General features: G+C 55.4%; 13 protein-coding genes. 5 read left to right on the top strand and 8 right to left on the bottom strand.

Annotated features, from left to right (window positions below; all coding sequences use genetic code 11):
* Positions 1–89: 89 nt before the first annotated feature.
* A complete protein-coding gene (locus ABJL60_RS19170; RefSeq protein WP_348374009.1) occupies positions 90–1196 on the top strand; it encodes a twin-arginine translocation pathway signal protein in 1107 nt (368 codons plus the stop codon).
* Positions 1189–1653: a MarR family transcriptional regulator gene (locus ABJL60_RS19165; RefSeq protein ID WP_348374008.1), complete on the top strand. Its 465-nt coding sequence runs from the start codon at positions 1189–1191 to the stop codon at positions 1651–1653. The genes ABJL60_RS19170 and ABJL60_RS19165 overlap by 8 nt, the downstream gene beginning before the upstream one ends.
* A gap of 53 nt (positions 1654–1706) precedes the next feature.
* On the opposite strand, the gene trpA is transcribed toward ABJL60_RS19165, so the two are convergent.
* On the bottom strand, positions 1707–2498 hold the full coding sequence (gene trpA / locus ABJL60_RS19160) for a tryptophan synthase subunit alpha (RefSeq protein ID WP_348287666.1): 792 nt from the start codon (positions 2496–2498) through the stop codon (positions 1707–1709).
* A 137-nt stretch (positions 2499–2635) separates the two neighbouring features.
* Between trpA and ychF the strand changes: the two genes are divergently transcribed.
* Positions 2636–3733 carry a redox-regulated ATPase YchF gene (ychF, locus tag ABJL60_RS19155; protein ID WP_348287664.1) on the top strand — a complete coding sequence of 366 codons (1098 nt, stop codon included), beginning with the start codon at positions 2636–2638 and terminating at the stop codon, positions 3731–3733.
* 102 nt (positions 3734–3835) lie between these two features.
* Here ychF and ABJL60_RS19150 read toward each other — a convergent pair whose 3' ends face one another.
* The 4 genes from ABJL60_RS19150 to uxuA all read right to left on the bottom strand — a co-directional run bounded on the left by ABJL60_RS19150 (position 3836) and on the right by uxuA (position 7223).
* The gene (locus ABJL60_RS19150) at positions 3836–4048 is read right to left on the bottom strand and encodes a hypothetical protein (protein ID WP_348287662.1); all 213 of its coding nucleotides are present in this window, start codon (positions 4046–4048) and stop codon (positions 3836–3838) included.
* A 390-nt stretch (positions 4049–4438) separates the two neighbouring features.
* Complete coding sequence (gene hpaR / locus ABJL60_RS19145; protein WP_348374007.1) at positions 4439–4873, bottom strand: homoprotocatechuate degradation operon regulator HpaR; 435 nt, start codon at positions 4871–4873, stop codon at positions 4439–4441.
* 149 nt (positions 4874–5022) lie between these two features.
* Positions 5023–5886 (bottom strand): MBL fold metallo-hydrolase, encoded by an 864-nt coding sequence (locus ABJL60_RS19140; protein WP_348374142.1) that lies wholly within the window; start codon positions 5884–5886, stop codon positions 5023–5025.
* A 149-nt stretch (positions 5887–6035) separates the two neighbouring features.
* Positions 6036–7223 carry a mannonate dehydratase gene (gene uxuA, locus ABJL60_RS19135; protein ID WP_348374006.1) on the bottom strand — a complete coding sequence of 396 codons (1188 nt, stop codon included), beginning with the start codon at positions 7221–7223 and terminating at the stop codon, positions 6036–6038.
* A gap of 151 nt (positions 7224–7374) precedes the next feature.
* Between uxuA and uxaC the strand changes: the two genes are divergently transcribed.
* Together uxaC and ABJL60_RS19125 are read left to right on the top strand one after the other, a co-directional pair.
* Positions 7375–8727, top strand: coding sequence for a glucuronate isomerase (uxaC, locus tag ABJL60_RS19130; RefSeq protein ID WP_348374005.1), 1353 nt, complete (start codon positions 7375–7377; stop codon positions 8725–8727).
* Positions 8728–9924: a mannitol dehydrogenase family protein gene (locus ABJL60_RS19125; protein WP_348374004.1), complete on the top strand. Its 1197-nt coding sequence runs from the start codon at positions 8728–8730 to the stop codon at positions 9922–9924.
* On the opposite strand, the gene ABJL60_RS19120 is transcribed toward ABJL60_RS19125, so the two are convergent.
* Genes ABJL60_RS19120 through ABJL60_RS19110 form a run of 3 tightly spaced genes read right to left on the bottom strand, consistent with a single transcriptional unit; the run spans position 9908 to position 12552 of the window.
* Positions 9908–10783, bottom strand: coding sequence for a sugar kinase (locus tag ABJL60_RS19120; RefSeq protein WP_348374003.1), 876 nt, complete (start codon positions 10781–10783; stop codon positions 9908–9910). The two genes, ABJL60_RS19125 and ABJL60_RS19120, sit on opposite strands and share 17 nt — an antisense overlap.
* A complete protein-coding gene (locus tag ABJL60_RS19115) occupies positions 10780–11661 on the bottom strand; it encodes a DMT family transporter (protein WP_348287650.1) in 882 nt (293 codons plus the stop codon). The genes ABJL60_RS19120 and ABJL60_RS19115 overlap by 4 nt, the downstream gene beginning before the upstream one ends.
* Positions 11662–11664: 3 nt before the next feature.
* Positions 11665–12552 (bottom strand): NAD(P)-dependent oxidoreductase, encoded by an 888-nt coding sequence (locus ABJL60_RS19110; protein ID WP_348374002.1) that lies wholly within the window; start codon positions 12550–12552, stop codon positions 11665–11667.
* Positions 12553–12569 lie beyond the last annotated feature (17 nt).

Here is a 12569-nt window from a genome sequence, read left to right as displayed (position 1 = left end):
GGCAAGATTGAAATAAAGTACGATATCGTACTTGTTTCGAAGGTGCTGGCTTACTATATAGTTCGATATCGTACCAAATGGAGATTTTCATGCCTGTATCCCGCCGCAAAGCCATCGCCCTGATCGGGGGCGGCGCCGTTCTGGCCGCAAACGCTTCAGTCGCAACCTTTTGGGGGACGCGTACCCCGCATGCGGCACTTGCGCCGTGGGATATGGCGGGGGGATACGATGACCCGCGCCTGAATGCTGTGTCCTTTGGTTTGCTGGCACCCAATCCGCACAACCTACAACCATGGATGATTGAATTGGTGGGGGACGATGGGCTGCTGTTGCATCACGACACATCCAAGCGCCTACCTGAAACCGACCCCTTTGACCGTCAAATCATGATCGGAATGGGATGCGTGTTGGAGCAGACGCGCATTGCGGCGTCGTCCATGGGATACAGTGTTGACATGCAGCCGTTTCCCGATGGCGCGAACGGTCCTGTTGCGACCCTGACATTCGCAAGCGAGGGCAATGCAGATCCGATGGTGGCCGGAATAATGAACCGCAGATCATGTAAAGAGCCGTTTGAAGACAAGCCTGTGCCAGAAAGCTTGGCCGAAAAACTGGCTACATTTGCAGACATTTATACGGACCCTGCTGTAGTTGAGACTGTGCGCAAGCTGACATTTGACGCGTGGCAAGTTGAATATGAAACGCCGCGCACGTTGCAAGAAAGTATTGATTTGATGCGGATGGGCAAGTCCGAGATCAATGCGTCACCTGATGGATTGGACATTGGGGGCGGTTTTCTGGAAAGTGCGATGGCCTTGGGGATGGTGTCGCGTGAAGACCTTGCAACGCCGGGCACCTATTCATTTGAGGAAGGGGTGCGCATGTACAAAACCATGTTAGAGGCGACGCCTGCCTATGCGGTTTTGACCAGTAAAACAAACACAAGGGCCGACCAACTTGACGCCGGGGCGCGGTGGCTGCGTTTGAACCTTGCAACGACGCAAGCAGGTTTGGCGTTGCACCCTGTCAGTCAGTGTTTGCAGGAGTATCCGGAGATGCACGATCACTATGCGGCGGCCCACGAGATTTTTGCCGGTCCCGGAGAAACGGTTCAAATGCTGGGCCGCTTGGGCTACGGTCCAACAATCCCGCGCACGCCGCGATGGGCGTTGGAGCACAAATTGAAGCATGCCTGATTACGAACCGACCCTGATTTTCGAGATTTTCAACGAAATCGGGATCATTGAACAATTGACGCGGGCGTCATTGGAGGCGCGTTTGCCGGACGGGTTAATCGCGCCTCACTTTACGGTTTTGAACCATCTGACCCGTGTCAAAGACGGGCAGACACCATTGACGATGGCGCGGGCGTTTCAGGTTCCAAAAACCTCGATGACGCACACATTGAAGGGGCTTTTGGCCCGCGATCTGGTTGAAATCCGTGCCAATCCTAACGATGGGCGGTCCAAGCAGGTTTGGCTCACGCAGGCTGGAAAAGATCTGCGTGCGCAAACGATCACGGATCTGGCGGGCGATTCTATGGACTTGATCAAAGCCTTTGACTTGAACCGATTGGCAGCTATCAAACCCGTTCTGACAGAACTGCGTGTCTTTCTGGACGAGCGCCGCAACAAGACCGACGGGGTGGACTGAAGTCCACCTTACGAAACGACCTTGATGTTACTCAAGTTTTCTGGGCTCTGGCTTCAGGCGCGATGTGCGCCATCTGACAAGGATTTCACGAAATCCAGAACCTCTGATACCGGTGCGCCAGACGCCAGTTTTGACACGATAGCGGAGCCTACGACTGCACCATCCGCAACGGAGGCGATGTTTTCGGCCTTTTCCGGCGTATTGATTCCGAACCCAACAATCACAGGCAAATCCGTTGAGCTTTTGATGCGGGAAACTTCGGGACCCACGTTTGTGGCTTCGGCCTCGGCGGAACCGGTGATGCCGTTGATCGACACGTAATAGACAAATCCGGATGTGTTTTGCAAAACACGCGGCAAGCGTTTTTCATCGGTTGTGGGGGTGGCCAGCCGGATAAAGTTCAAACCGGCGTTTTGCGCCGGAATACACAGTTCACTGTCTTCTTCCGGTGGCAGATCCACCACGATCAACCCGTCGATGCCAGCCGCTTTTGCGTCTTCCAGAAAGCGGTCAACGCCGCGCGAATAGATGGGATTGTAGTAGCCCATCAGCACGATCGGGGTGGTGTCGTCGTCTTCCCGAAACCGTCGCGCCAGTTCCAACGTCTTGTTCAGCGTCATGCCGCCTTCCAAAGCGCGTTGCCCCGCCAATTGAATGGTCGGGCCGTCTGCCATCGGGTCTGTGAAGGGCAGGCCCAACTCGATGATGTCCACGCCAGCTGCTGGCAATCCTTTGACAACGTCGAGGGATGTTTCAAAGTCCGGGTCGCCCGCCATCACGTAAGACACGAACGCCTTTTTGTTGGCGGCTTTCAGCTCTGCGAATTTTGCATCGATCCGTGTCATGGCGCGTATCCCTTCATATCTGTCGCACCGCTTTGCCAACTCGGCGCAAGAAACGCAAGACACCTGTTCATCTTGGGCCTTTTCATGTTTTGGGAATAAGCGTATCAGGCGCCAAACTGTTATCAGGAGAACGCGCCATGGGTTTTAAAATGGGTATCGTCGGATTGCCAAATGTCGGCAAGTCCACGCTGTTTAATGCGCTGACCAAAACGGCTGCGGCGCAGGCTGCGAATTTTCCGTTCTGCACGATCGAGCCAAATGTGGGTGAGGTGGCTGTGCCTGACGCGCGGTTGGACAAATTGGCAGCGATTGCCAGCTCCAAATCCATCATTCCGACGCGCATGACCTTTGTGGACATCGCAGGCCTGGTCAAAGGCGCATCCAAAGGCGAAGGTCTTGGCAACCAGTTTCTGGCCAACATCCGCGAAGTTGACGCGATTGCCCATGTGTTGCGCTGCTTTGAAGATGGCGATGTGACCCATGTTGAAGGCCGCGTTGATCCGGTGGCTGACGCCGAAACGATTGAGACCGAATTGATGCTGGCCGATATCGAAAGCATCGAAAAGCGGTTGCAGAACCTTGTGCGCAAGGTGCGCGGTGGTGACAAAGAGGCAGTGGAACAAGAACGTTTGATGAAGATGGCGCTTGCGGCATTGGAAGACGGCAAACCGGCCCGCGTCGTCGACATCGACGAGGATGACAAAAAGCAATGGACCATGTTGCAACTTTTGACGTCCAAACCTGTCTTGTATGTGTGCAACGTGGGCGAAGCCGAAGCGGCTGAGGGCAATGCCCATGCGCAGGCTGTGGCCGATATGGCCGCGGCACAGGGCAACAGCCATGTCGTTATCTCGGCCCAGATCGAAGAAGAAATCAGCCAGCTTGAACCGGACGAAGCCGTGATGTTCCTAGAGGAAATGGGCCTTGAGGAAGCAGGCTTGGATCGCTTGATCCGTGCAGGTTACGAATTGCTGCATCTTGAAACCTATTTCACCGTCGGCCCCAAAGAAGCACGCGCTTGGACCATTCCGGCAGGCACTTCCGCGCCAAAGGCTGCGGGTGTCATTCACGGTGATTTTGAAAAGGGCTTTATCCGCGCCGAAACCATCGCATACGATGATTTTGTGACTTTGGGCGGGGAACAACCCGCCAAAGAGGCGGGAAAAATGCGCGCAGAAGGCAAAGCATATACTGTCAAAGACGGTGACGTGCTGCACTTTTTGTTCAACACCTGATGCCAAAAAAACGGTCTCCTTTAGGGGAAAGGAAACCGTTCTAAGCGCTGGTACTGTCAGATCACGCCAGTGAGGGAAACCGGAGTGGTCTGACGTCAAACATCAGCGACTGTCGTTATTCTTGCTGACGTATGTATTGTCAGCGACCTTATCCATTTTTTCTTTGTTTCGGGTACTGACCACCGGGGTCACGCTATTGGCCGCCTGCGCGTGCGCCGACGTATCAAGTTTGTTGTCGTGGTAGCGGTCTGATTGACCGGCAATGGCCGTCGTGGCGATCAAAGCGGCGGCAGCGGTAGAGATAATCAGTTTCATCTGTTTGTCCTTTCCAAGGATGCGACACAGGGCCGTTTCGTTGTCTTCTGTCATCCAAAGTGGGGTGGTTTGAGCGGGTTTGCAAAACACGTCTGATCACTGGGGTGTGTCTGTGATGTAACGTTTGCGCGGCTTGGCGATGCCCTTATTTTGATCGCGTCAAAACACGGGAACGTGAGATTTTTAGTGTTTTAATACATGTGCTTAATGACTTCTTGGGAAGCAAGTGCACAAGCTGTTCGTGACGTGTCACAGACGCGTGAGCGTTCCGCGTGCAACAAGACTTCGCCAGATGTCCCGATCTTGTTCGCAACGATATAAAAACAGGATGCCGAGACAGGTAAACCGTGAGGTCGGGAAACATCATTTCTACCAAAAGCACGCAGATGTTTACAGTTTCAGCCGTTGCAAGTCTTCTAAAAGGTCCAACAAGTCGTCCAAACGCTCGGCGCCGAACTGCTCTGTGATGTTAGAGAAAATCGCGTCGCTTTCCGCCATATGCGACTGGATCAGCGCCCGGCCTTTGTCGGTTATTGTGATGATGGCTTTGCGTTTGTCGTTTGGATCTTCGGTGCGGTGCAAAAGCCCGTCGTCCACCATGGACTTGTTCAGCCGTGTCAGACTGGGCAGCAACAGGCTGGCGGCTTTGGCGATGGCGGTTTGTTCCATTGGACCGGATTCTTCCACCACCCGCAAAACGCGCCATTTCTGTTCAGAAATGCCAGAGCTTTGCAGCATATCACGTACCGGCCCCATCACCGTTTCACGTGCACGCAAAAGGGAAATGGGCAAAGACCGTTGGGTTGGGCGATTTGGGAAACTCATATTCGAACTCTTAGGGGGCCGCGGATAAGTTGACAAGTTTTGCGCAGGCCCAAAACCCGACCATAGGATGCTTGCGTCGCTATGTCGCCAAACTTGGATGGATGTTGATCCAGCCCTGCCAGCGGGACACGGTTGGCAATCAGAAAATGTTAAAGCTTGTTGACCGGCAGCTTCATCATCATTGCACCAGACGGATCACGCGGGATTTCACCTGCGCGCATATTTACCTGAAGCGAAGGGATAATAAGCTTGGGCATCGCAAGTTGCGCATCGCGTGTCTCGCGCATGTGCACAAAATCTTCGCGGGTGGCGTTGGCGCCTACGTGAATGTTTGCCTGTTGTTGCGCCCCAATTGTCGTTTCCCACGCAATCGCGCGGCCACCGGGGCCATAGTCGTGGCATACAAAAAGCCGCATGTCTTGGGGCAGGCTGAGCACGCGCGTGATGCTGTCGTAAAGTTGCCCTGCATCGCCCCCCGGAAAGTCTGCGCGCGCTGATCCGCCATCGGGCATAAACAACGTGTCCCCCGCAAACGCCGCATCGCCCATAACATGCACCATACACGCAGGGGTGTGTCCGGGCGTGTGCATCGCAAAACAGTTCATTTCCCCGACCTGATAGGTGTCATTGTCTTGGAACAGCTGGTCAAACTGTGACCCGTCACGTTGAAATTCTGTGCCTTCGTTGAAGATTTTTCCAAAGGTGTCCTGAACCTGCATAATGCCGGCGCCAATGCCGATCTTACCCCCAAGGCGCTGCTGGATGTAGGGCGCACCTGACAAGTGGTCCGCGTGGACATGGGTTTCGATGATCCATTCAAGAGACAGGCCGTTGCTTTCGATAAATGCGATCATTTCATCTGCACAATCATAGCTTAGCCGCCCCGCTGCATAGTCGAACTGCATAACGGCGTCGATCACCGCGCAGGCCGTGCTTGCGGGATCTTTCACGACATATCCGATGGTGTTGGACTGTGGATCGAAAAAGGCTTTGACGTCTGGCTTTTGCGTCATGTCGACAGAGGCATCGCAAAGGGGGGCTGAGGGCACGGAAAACTCCAGTTTATGTGGCTGCCCTTAAAGTGGGATCAGAAGATTGTCCCGTCAAGATGTCACTTTGGGGGAGCAGGTTTCGAAACTTAGGTCAATTTTGGAAAATGGGTCTAAGCACTGCGCCATCCGGCCATGATGCCGCGAAGCTCGGCCAATCCGCGCATTCTGCCGATCAGGGGGTAACCCGGTGTGCTTTCCATGTGCAAGTCGCCAAGCAATGCTTGCCCATGATCCGGGCGCATCGGGATGTTCCAGTCTGCGCGGCCTTGCGATCTGCGACGGTCTTGTTCAGCCATAAGCGCGTGTACGGTTGCGACCATGTCTGTGTCGCCTTCCAGATGGGGCGCTTCGTAAAAGCTGGGGCGGTGTTTGTCGGCGGATTCCTCGCGTTTGGTGTTGCGCAGGTGCACAAAATGGATACGTGCACCCAACCGTCTGACAAAGTCCGCAGGATCAAATCCAGCATCCACACCAAGGGATCCGGTGCACAAGGTGGCGCCGTTGGCCGGGCTGTTGACTGCATCCAGCACTGCCGCGTAGTCGTCTGTCGATGACATCACACGCGGTAAGCCAAGCAGCGGAAAAGGCGGATCGTCGGGATGGCAACACAGGCGCATGCCAAGACGTTCGGCAACAGGCACCACATCACTTAAAAAATCGATCAGATTTTGACGCAGGTCTTGGGGCGAAATTCCGTCATATGTGCTGAGATGACGTGCCACATCCTGAACGCTCCAAGTGTCGTTCGCGCCGGGCAAGCCTGCAGTGATGTTGTGCTGCAACTTCTGTTTGGCGCTGTCTGTCATTGCGGCAAATCGTGCATGGGCCATGTCTGAAAGGGCGTCGTCATAGTCATTGGTTGCGGTCGGGCGTTTGAGAATGCAAAGATCAAAGGCCGCAAAATCCACCAAATCAAAGGCCATAGCGGTGCCACCATGAGGTTGCACAGCCGCCAAATCCGTGCGCGTCCAGTCCAGAACAGGCATGAAGTTGTAACAAATGGTCTGAATGCCGCGCGACGCCAGCCGCTCAAGACTGGTTTTGTAAGCCGCGATATGGTCGGCGCGATCCCCCCCCTTGGTTTTGATCGCCTCCGAGACAGGCAAGCTTTCGACCACATCCCATTGAAATCCTGCATCCTTCAACAGCGCACATCGCGCGTCTATCGCGTCTTCAGGCCATGCACATCCGGGGGGAAATTGGTGTAGGGCTGTGACGATGCCCTGCACCCCAACCTGATGCAGATCGGCAAGTGCGATCGGGTCTTGTGGCCCGAACCAGCGCCAAGTTTGCTTCATTGTTTATGTTCCTTCCGCATCTTTGACCCTGACCCGTGCCAAGGTGTCGTGGCTACATTCAAAATGTGCGATGAAACCGCTGCCGCGCCAAGGGAAAACCTTCCCAAATGGCGAATGTTTCGCCACACTCTGTCCAAAATCGGAGGATCTAATGCAACGACTGACAGGCGGCGCACAAACACTGTACGAGGGCATAAGGCACTTGTCGATTGTGTCGCCTCATGGGCATTGCGATCCTGAATGGTTCGCACAGAACAACGCATTCTCGAACGCAGCAGAACTGCTGGTCATTCCAGATCATTATGTGTTTCGGATGCTGTATTCCCAAGGCTTGTCGTTGGAGGACCTTGGCATCGGGCACGCCGCAGACCCGCGCGAGGTTTTTCGGATCTTTGCGAAGCATTGGCATTTATTCCTGGGAACTCCGTCCCGCATGTGGATCAGTCATGTGTTGCAAGAGACATTGGAAATTATGACGCCGCTTGGGGCGGGTACGGCCGATATGATCTACGACCAGATTGGCGAAAAGCTTGCGCGCGACGATCATAGACCGCGGGCGCTTTTTGATCGGTTCAACATTGCGGCCTTGGCGACGACGGACAGTGCTTTGGACAGTTTGGAACATCACCAAAGGGTCAAAGACAGCGCTTGGTCCGGGCGTGTGATCCCAACCTTTCGCCCTGACGGGGTGCTTGATCCTGATGACCCCGAATTTGCTGAAAACATTCTTGCTTTGGCGAAGCTAACCCAAACCGATGTCTCGGATTTTAACGGCTACCTCACAGCTTTGCGCCAGCGTCGCGCGGCCTTCCGCGACATGGGGGCCACGGCCACGGATCACGCCATTGAAGTGATCTGGACCGAGTGGCTGGAAGACCCGGATACACTTTGGCAACGCGTGCAAAGCGGTGCCGCATCCGCGCAGGATCGCATCAGATTTTACGGGCATATGTTGATCGAGATGGCACAGATGTCCTTGGATGACGGGCTGGTCATGCAAATACACGCAGGCAGCAAGAGAAACACAAATGCCCATGTGATGGTCCGGTTCGGTCGGGACAAAGGTGCTGATATTCCAGTACAAACCGATTGGGTGCGTGGACTTGAGGCATTGTTGAACCGTGTCGGCAACCGTGCGGATTTTACTTTGATTTTGTTCACGTTGGACGAGGCAACCTATGCCCGCACATTGGCCCCTATGGCGGGGCATTGGCCCTGTCTTCGGATTGGGCCGCCGTGGTGGTTTCATGACAGCCCGGCCGGTATCGCGCGGTATTTTGATCAGGTGGTCGAGACTGCGGGGTATTACAATCTGGCGGGTTTTAACGACGATACGCGTGCGTTTCTCTCTATTCCGGCGCGTCACGATTTATGGCGCCGCGCGGTCGCTTTGCATTTGGCCCAACAGGTGTCCGAGGGGGCGTTTGATGTCAGCGATGCCATGCATCTGGCACAGGAATTGGCTGTGGGGCTGGCGCAGGATGCCTATCGGTTGGGGCGCTGAATGGGACGTATTTTGCATTTTGGATTGGGCAGTTTCGCACGTGCCCATTTGGCTGATTACACACAAGACGCAGGCGGATGGGCAATCACTGGCGTCAGCTTAAGGTCGGCGGCGATCCGCGACGGGATGGCCGCGCAAAACTACTGTTACGATCTGGCGGTACAAGGGCAGGGGACAAAACGGATTACGGCGGTTAGGGATGTGCTGGTCGCCGCTGAAAACCCCAATGCGGTGCTGCAAGCGGTTGCTGATCCGGCGGTTCAGATTATTTCGGCCACGGTCACTGAAAAAGGTTACTGTTTGGACGCGCAGGGGCATCTCGACCTGTCCAACCCGCAAATCGCATCCGACCTGCAAGGCTTTGTCCCGCAGACATTCATCGGATATTTGACGCGCGGCCTTGCGCGGCGCAACAGCCCGGTGACAGTGCTAAGTTGCGACAATCTGCAAGGCAATGGTGATGTGCTGACGCGGTGTATCGCGCAATTTGCGCAAGCAGCCGGCGTGGTGGTGAATTTCGCCCAAACGACATTTCCCAACGCCATGGTGGACCGCATAACCCCTGCCACCACGGATGCGCTGCGCAACATGGGGGACCCCATGGTTGTGCCGACCGAGCCGTTTCGCGAATGGGTTATCGAAGACCGTTTTGCCGCATCGCGTCCCAATTGGCCCGACGTGCAGATTGTGCCGGACGTGGCCCCCCACGAGATGCGCAAGCTGCGGATGCTGAACGGTGCCCATTCTTATTTGGCTTATGCGGGACTTTTGGCAGGGTATGTTTATGTGCATGAGGCTATTGCGGACCCTAAATTGCGAACGCAGGCAGAGCAATTGATGGCGCAAGCCGCAGAAACGCTTCCCCCCGACGCTCAAGCGGGATCGGCCCGTTACGCAAAGGCGCTGCTGGCCCGTTTTGACAATCCACATCTGGCCCATGCGTTGATGCAGATTGCGATGGATGGCAGCCAGAAACTGCCTCACCGGTTGGTGGCCTCTTTGCGGGCGCGGGGCAGACCGGGTGCGGCGGGGGCAGGGATCAAAGCGTGGATGGATTACTGCACGGCGATGCAGGGCGATGTGGACGACCCGCAGGCGCACGCGATCCGGACAGCATTGCAAAACGATGATCCGCTGGGCGCAATGCTGGGATTGATCGGCGCGGAGGATCTGCGCCATCTTATAAGGGAACAATAGCCCCAGAATGTTGCACCACCAGTGCGGCCATTTCATGGGCACGCATCAAGGCTTCGGCTTGCGATGCACCCGCAAGGACCGCGGCCACATACGCCCCGTTAAAGCTGTCGCCAGCTGCGGTGGTGTCTATGACGTCTGATGCGGGTGGATAAGTCTGTGTTACGGGCTCACCCAAAGACATAGGCCCTTCGGCCCCGCGCTTTAGCGCGCCGCGCCCCTGAAACGCTGCAAAGCGGGCTTCGGTTTCATGGGCCTCCTCATCAAACAACAGCATTTCATCATCGATCGATGGCAGTGCGACGTCGGCACGGGCCCACATCGCGCGTGTGACCATTTGTGCGTTGTTTCTGCTGTCCCAAAGATTTGGGCGGTAGTTGCTGTCGTATATTAAAACGGAGTTGCTGTCATGCAGCCACTGGATCAGCTGCAGACGGACAGCATGGGGCAAAATCGCCATGGTGATGCCTGAAATATAAAGCGCGTCGTATCCGTCCAACGCGCTAAAGTCGCCACCTGCAAAAAGTGTGCGGGCAGGTGAGGCGTTGCGCCAATAGGTAAAAGCACGTTCACCGTATTCATTTGTTGTAATGGCATACAGTCCCGGTGAGGCATTGCGCACGCGTCCGATGCGTTGTGTTCCGACGCCGTTGGCCGCGATGAAGCTGCGGATCTTGTCTGAAAAGGGATCGTCGCCGACGCGGGTGATGTAGTCGACCTGAATGTCGGGGGCCGACCGATGCATATAAATCGCGGTGTTTAACGTATCGCCGGCCACACCCACCGCGGCAAAATCACGGCCTGCGCCTTGGGTCATGGCCAATTCAATCATGGCTTCCCCGATACAGGCGATTTTGGTCATGTCTGTTCCCGTTTCCAAATAATCAGGCCCGCACAAATGATGATCGCGGCCCCGGCCAGTGTGTAGCTGTCGGGAATGTCACCGAACAGTGCATATCCAAGCACAGAGACGTAAATCATGAATGAATAGGTGTAGGGCATCAGTGTATTGGCTGTGGCATAGCGGTGGGCGTTTGTAAGCCATTGGTGGCCAAGCCAGGCAGATGCACCCAGGCTGAACAGAACGCACCACCCCCACAGTGTATTCGGGGATTGCCAAGCCCAAAGGGCAAAAGGCAAGGTAAAGGCTGTGCCGATCAGGCCTGTGTAGAACTGCATGGTGTCCACAGCGACAATGCCCGATAATTTGCGTGTGATCAGCGCATAAAGTGCCATTGCAGTTGCATTGTAGACCACCAGCACAGCGCCCAACTGAAAGCTTTCATCAAATGGACGCACCACGACTAAAACGCCGATAAACCCCAGAATAATCGCAGCCCACCGCCATGGCCCAACACGTTCTTTCAAGACATAGATCGATAAAAAGCACACGATGATGGGGGAAGAAAACATGATGGCCGACACAACGGTCAGCGGCAAAAAGCGTAAAATATAGAAATTGAGCAAGGTGGCAGACATCAACAGCACCGCGCGCAGCAAGACCCAACCCACATGGGTGGTGGCGAAGCGGTCAGCGCTCAGGCCGTCTTTGGCGATGATGCCCAAGGAAATCACAAAATGACCCGCATAGCGCATAAACGCGAGCTGGAATGCAGGCAAACCCGCCACCGCCAGCCATTTGGCACCGGTGTCCACCAGTGAGAACATAAACCACGCGCCCAGCATCATAATGATGCCAAGGCGGGCTTTGTCTTCAATGGCTTGGGCGGCGACAACCATGGGTCAGCCGTTGAAGCGTTTTGCGTAAAAATCGACAATCTGGCTGACCATATCGTCGCCTTGGCCTGTATCGCGGGCTTGCTCTAATGCACAAAGCGTGCCTTTTGACATGATGCTGTCTACGCCTGCATCTTGGGCCATTTGGGCGTAATACCCGACATCTTTGGCCGCATTTTTAATGGCGAATTCAAGCTTGGTGGGATCTTTGTCAACGCCGTAGGCTGCAACAAAGTCCATCATGCCTGAATGCAGCGGGCCTGCCGCCATAACGCCGTGCATCTGTTTGCGGTCGATGCCTGCGACATCGGCCATTGCAAAGGCTTCGGCCATGGCGTTGGCCACGGTCATCCCAAAGAAGTTGTTGATCAGCTTGATGGTGTGGCCTGCACCAAGAGCACCAAGGTGGAACACGTTTTCGCCAAGGTCTTTGAGAGTGGGTTCAATCGCGTCAAATGCCGTTTTGTCGCCAGCACACATGATATTGAGCAATCCGTCCTTGGCATGGGCGGGGGTACGTCCCAAAGGGGCATCCAGATAGGTGCCGCCGGCGTCATTTACTTCGGCGCCCAAAGCACGGGTGGATCCGGGCAAAGACGTTCCGAAATCGACGACGGTTCCACCGGGTTTCAACCCTGCGATGACACCATCAGCACCGCGCATTCGGCTTTCGACGCTGGCAGATGTGTCCATGCACAACATCACAATATCGCTGGCGGCGGCCACATCACGCGCCGTGGCCACTTCGGTTGCGCCGCGCGCAACCGCCGCGTCAATATTTGGGCGTGACCGGTTGGCGGTGACGGTGACGGCGTAGCCTTTGTCTTGCAAACGCCCGACCATAGCTGCGCCCATAAGGCCAAGGCCAATAAATCCGATAGAGGGTTGCGTCATGAGATGTTCCTTTTGTC

It is taken from the genome of Ascidiaceihabitans sp. (assembly GCF_039986515.1).
Taxonomy (GTDB): domain Bacteria; phylum Pseudomonadota; class Alphaproteobacteria; order Rhodobacterales; family Rhodobacteraceae; genus Ascidiaceihabitans.
Note: the sequence above shows the minus strand (reverse complement) of the source record. Positions and strands in the feature narration are given on the sequence as shown.

Excerpts from the sequence above, each read along its gene's own strand:
- ABJL60_RS19150 (WP_348287662.1), bottom strand. The coding sequence starts at position 4,048 with ATGAAACTGATTATCTCTACCGCTGCCGCCGCTTTGATCGCCACGACG.
- ABJL60_RS19165 (WP_348374008.1), top strand. The coding sequence starts at position 1,189 with ATGCCTGATTACGAACCGACCCTGATTTTCGAGATTTTCAACGAAATC.
- hpaR (WP_348374007.1), bottom strand. The coding sequence starts at position 4,873 with ATGAGTTTCCCAAATCGCCCAACCCAACGGTCTTTGCCCATTTCCCTT.
- uxuA (WP_348374006.1), bottom strand. The coding sequence starts at position 7,223 with ATGAAGCAAACTTGGCGCTGGTTCGGGCCACAAGACCCGATCGCACTT.
- ABJL60_RS19170 (WP_348374009.1), top strand. The coding sequence starts at position 90 with ATGCCTGTATCCCGCCGCAAAGCCATCGCCCTGATCGGGGGCGGCGCC.
- ABJL60_RS19115 (WP_348287650.1), bottom strand. The coding sequence starts at position 11,661 with ATGGTTGTCGCCGCCCAAGCCATTGAAGACAAAGCCCGCCTTGGCATC.
- ABJL60_RS19120 (WP_348374003.1), bottom strand. The coding sequence starts at position 10,783 with ATGACCAAAATCGCCTGTATCGGGGAAGCCATGATTGAATTGGCCATG.
- ABJL60_RS19110 (WP_348374002.1), bottom strand. The coding sequence starts at position 12,552 with ATGACGCAACCCTCTATCGGATTTATTGGCCTTGGCCTTATGGGCGCA.
- trpA (WP_348287666.1), bottom strand. The coding sequence starts at position 2,498 with ATGACACGGATCGATGCAAAATTCGCAGAGCTGAAAGCCGCCAACAAA.
- ABJL60_RS19140 (WP_348374142.1), bottom strand. The coding sequence starts at position 5,886 with ATGACGCAAAAGCCAGACGTCAAAGCCTTTTTCGATCCACAGTCCAAC.
- uxaC (WP_348374005.1), top strand. The coding sequence starts at position 7,375 with ATGCAACGACTGACAGGCGGCGCACAAACACTGTACGAGGGCATAAGG.
- ychF (WP_348287664.1), top strand. The coding sequence starts at position 2,636 with ATGGGTTTTAAAATGGGTATCGTCGGATTGCCAAATGTCGGCAAGTCC.
- ABJL60_RS19125 (WP_348374004.1), top strand. The coding sequence starts at position 8,728 with ATGGGACGTATTTTGCATTTTGGATTGGGCAGTTTCGCACGTGCCCAT.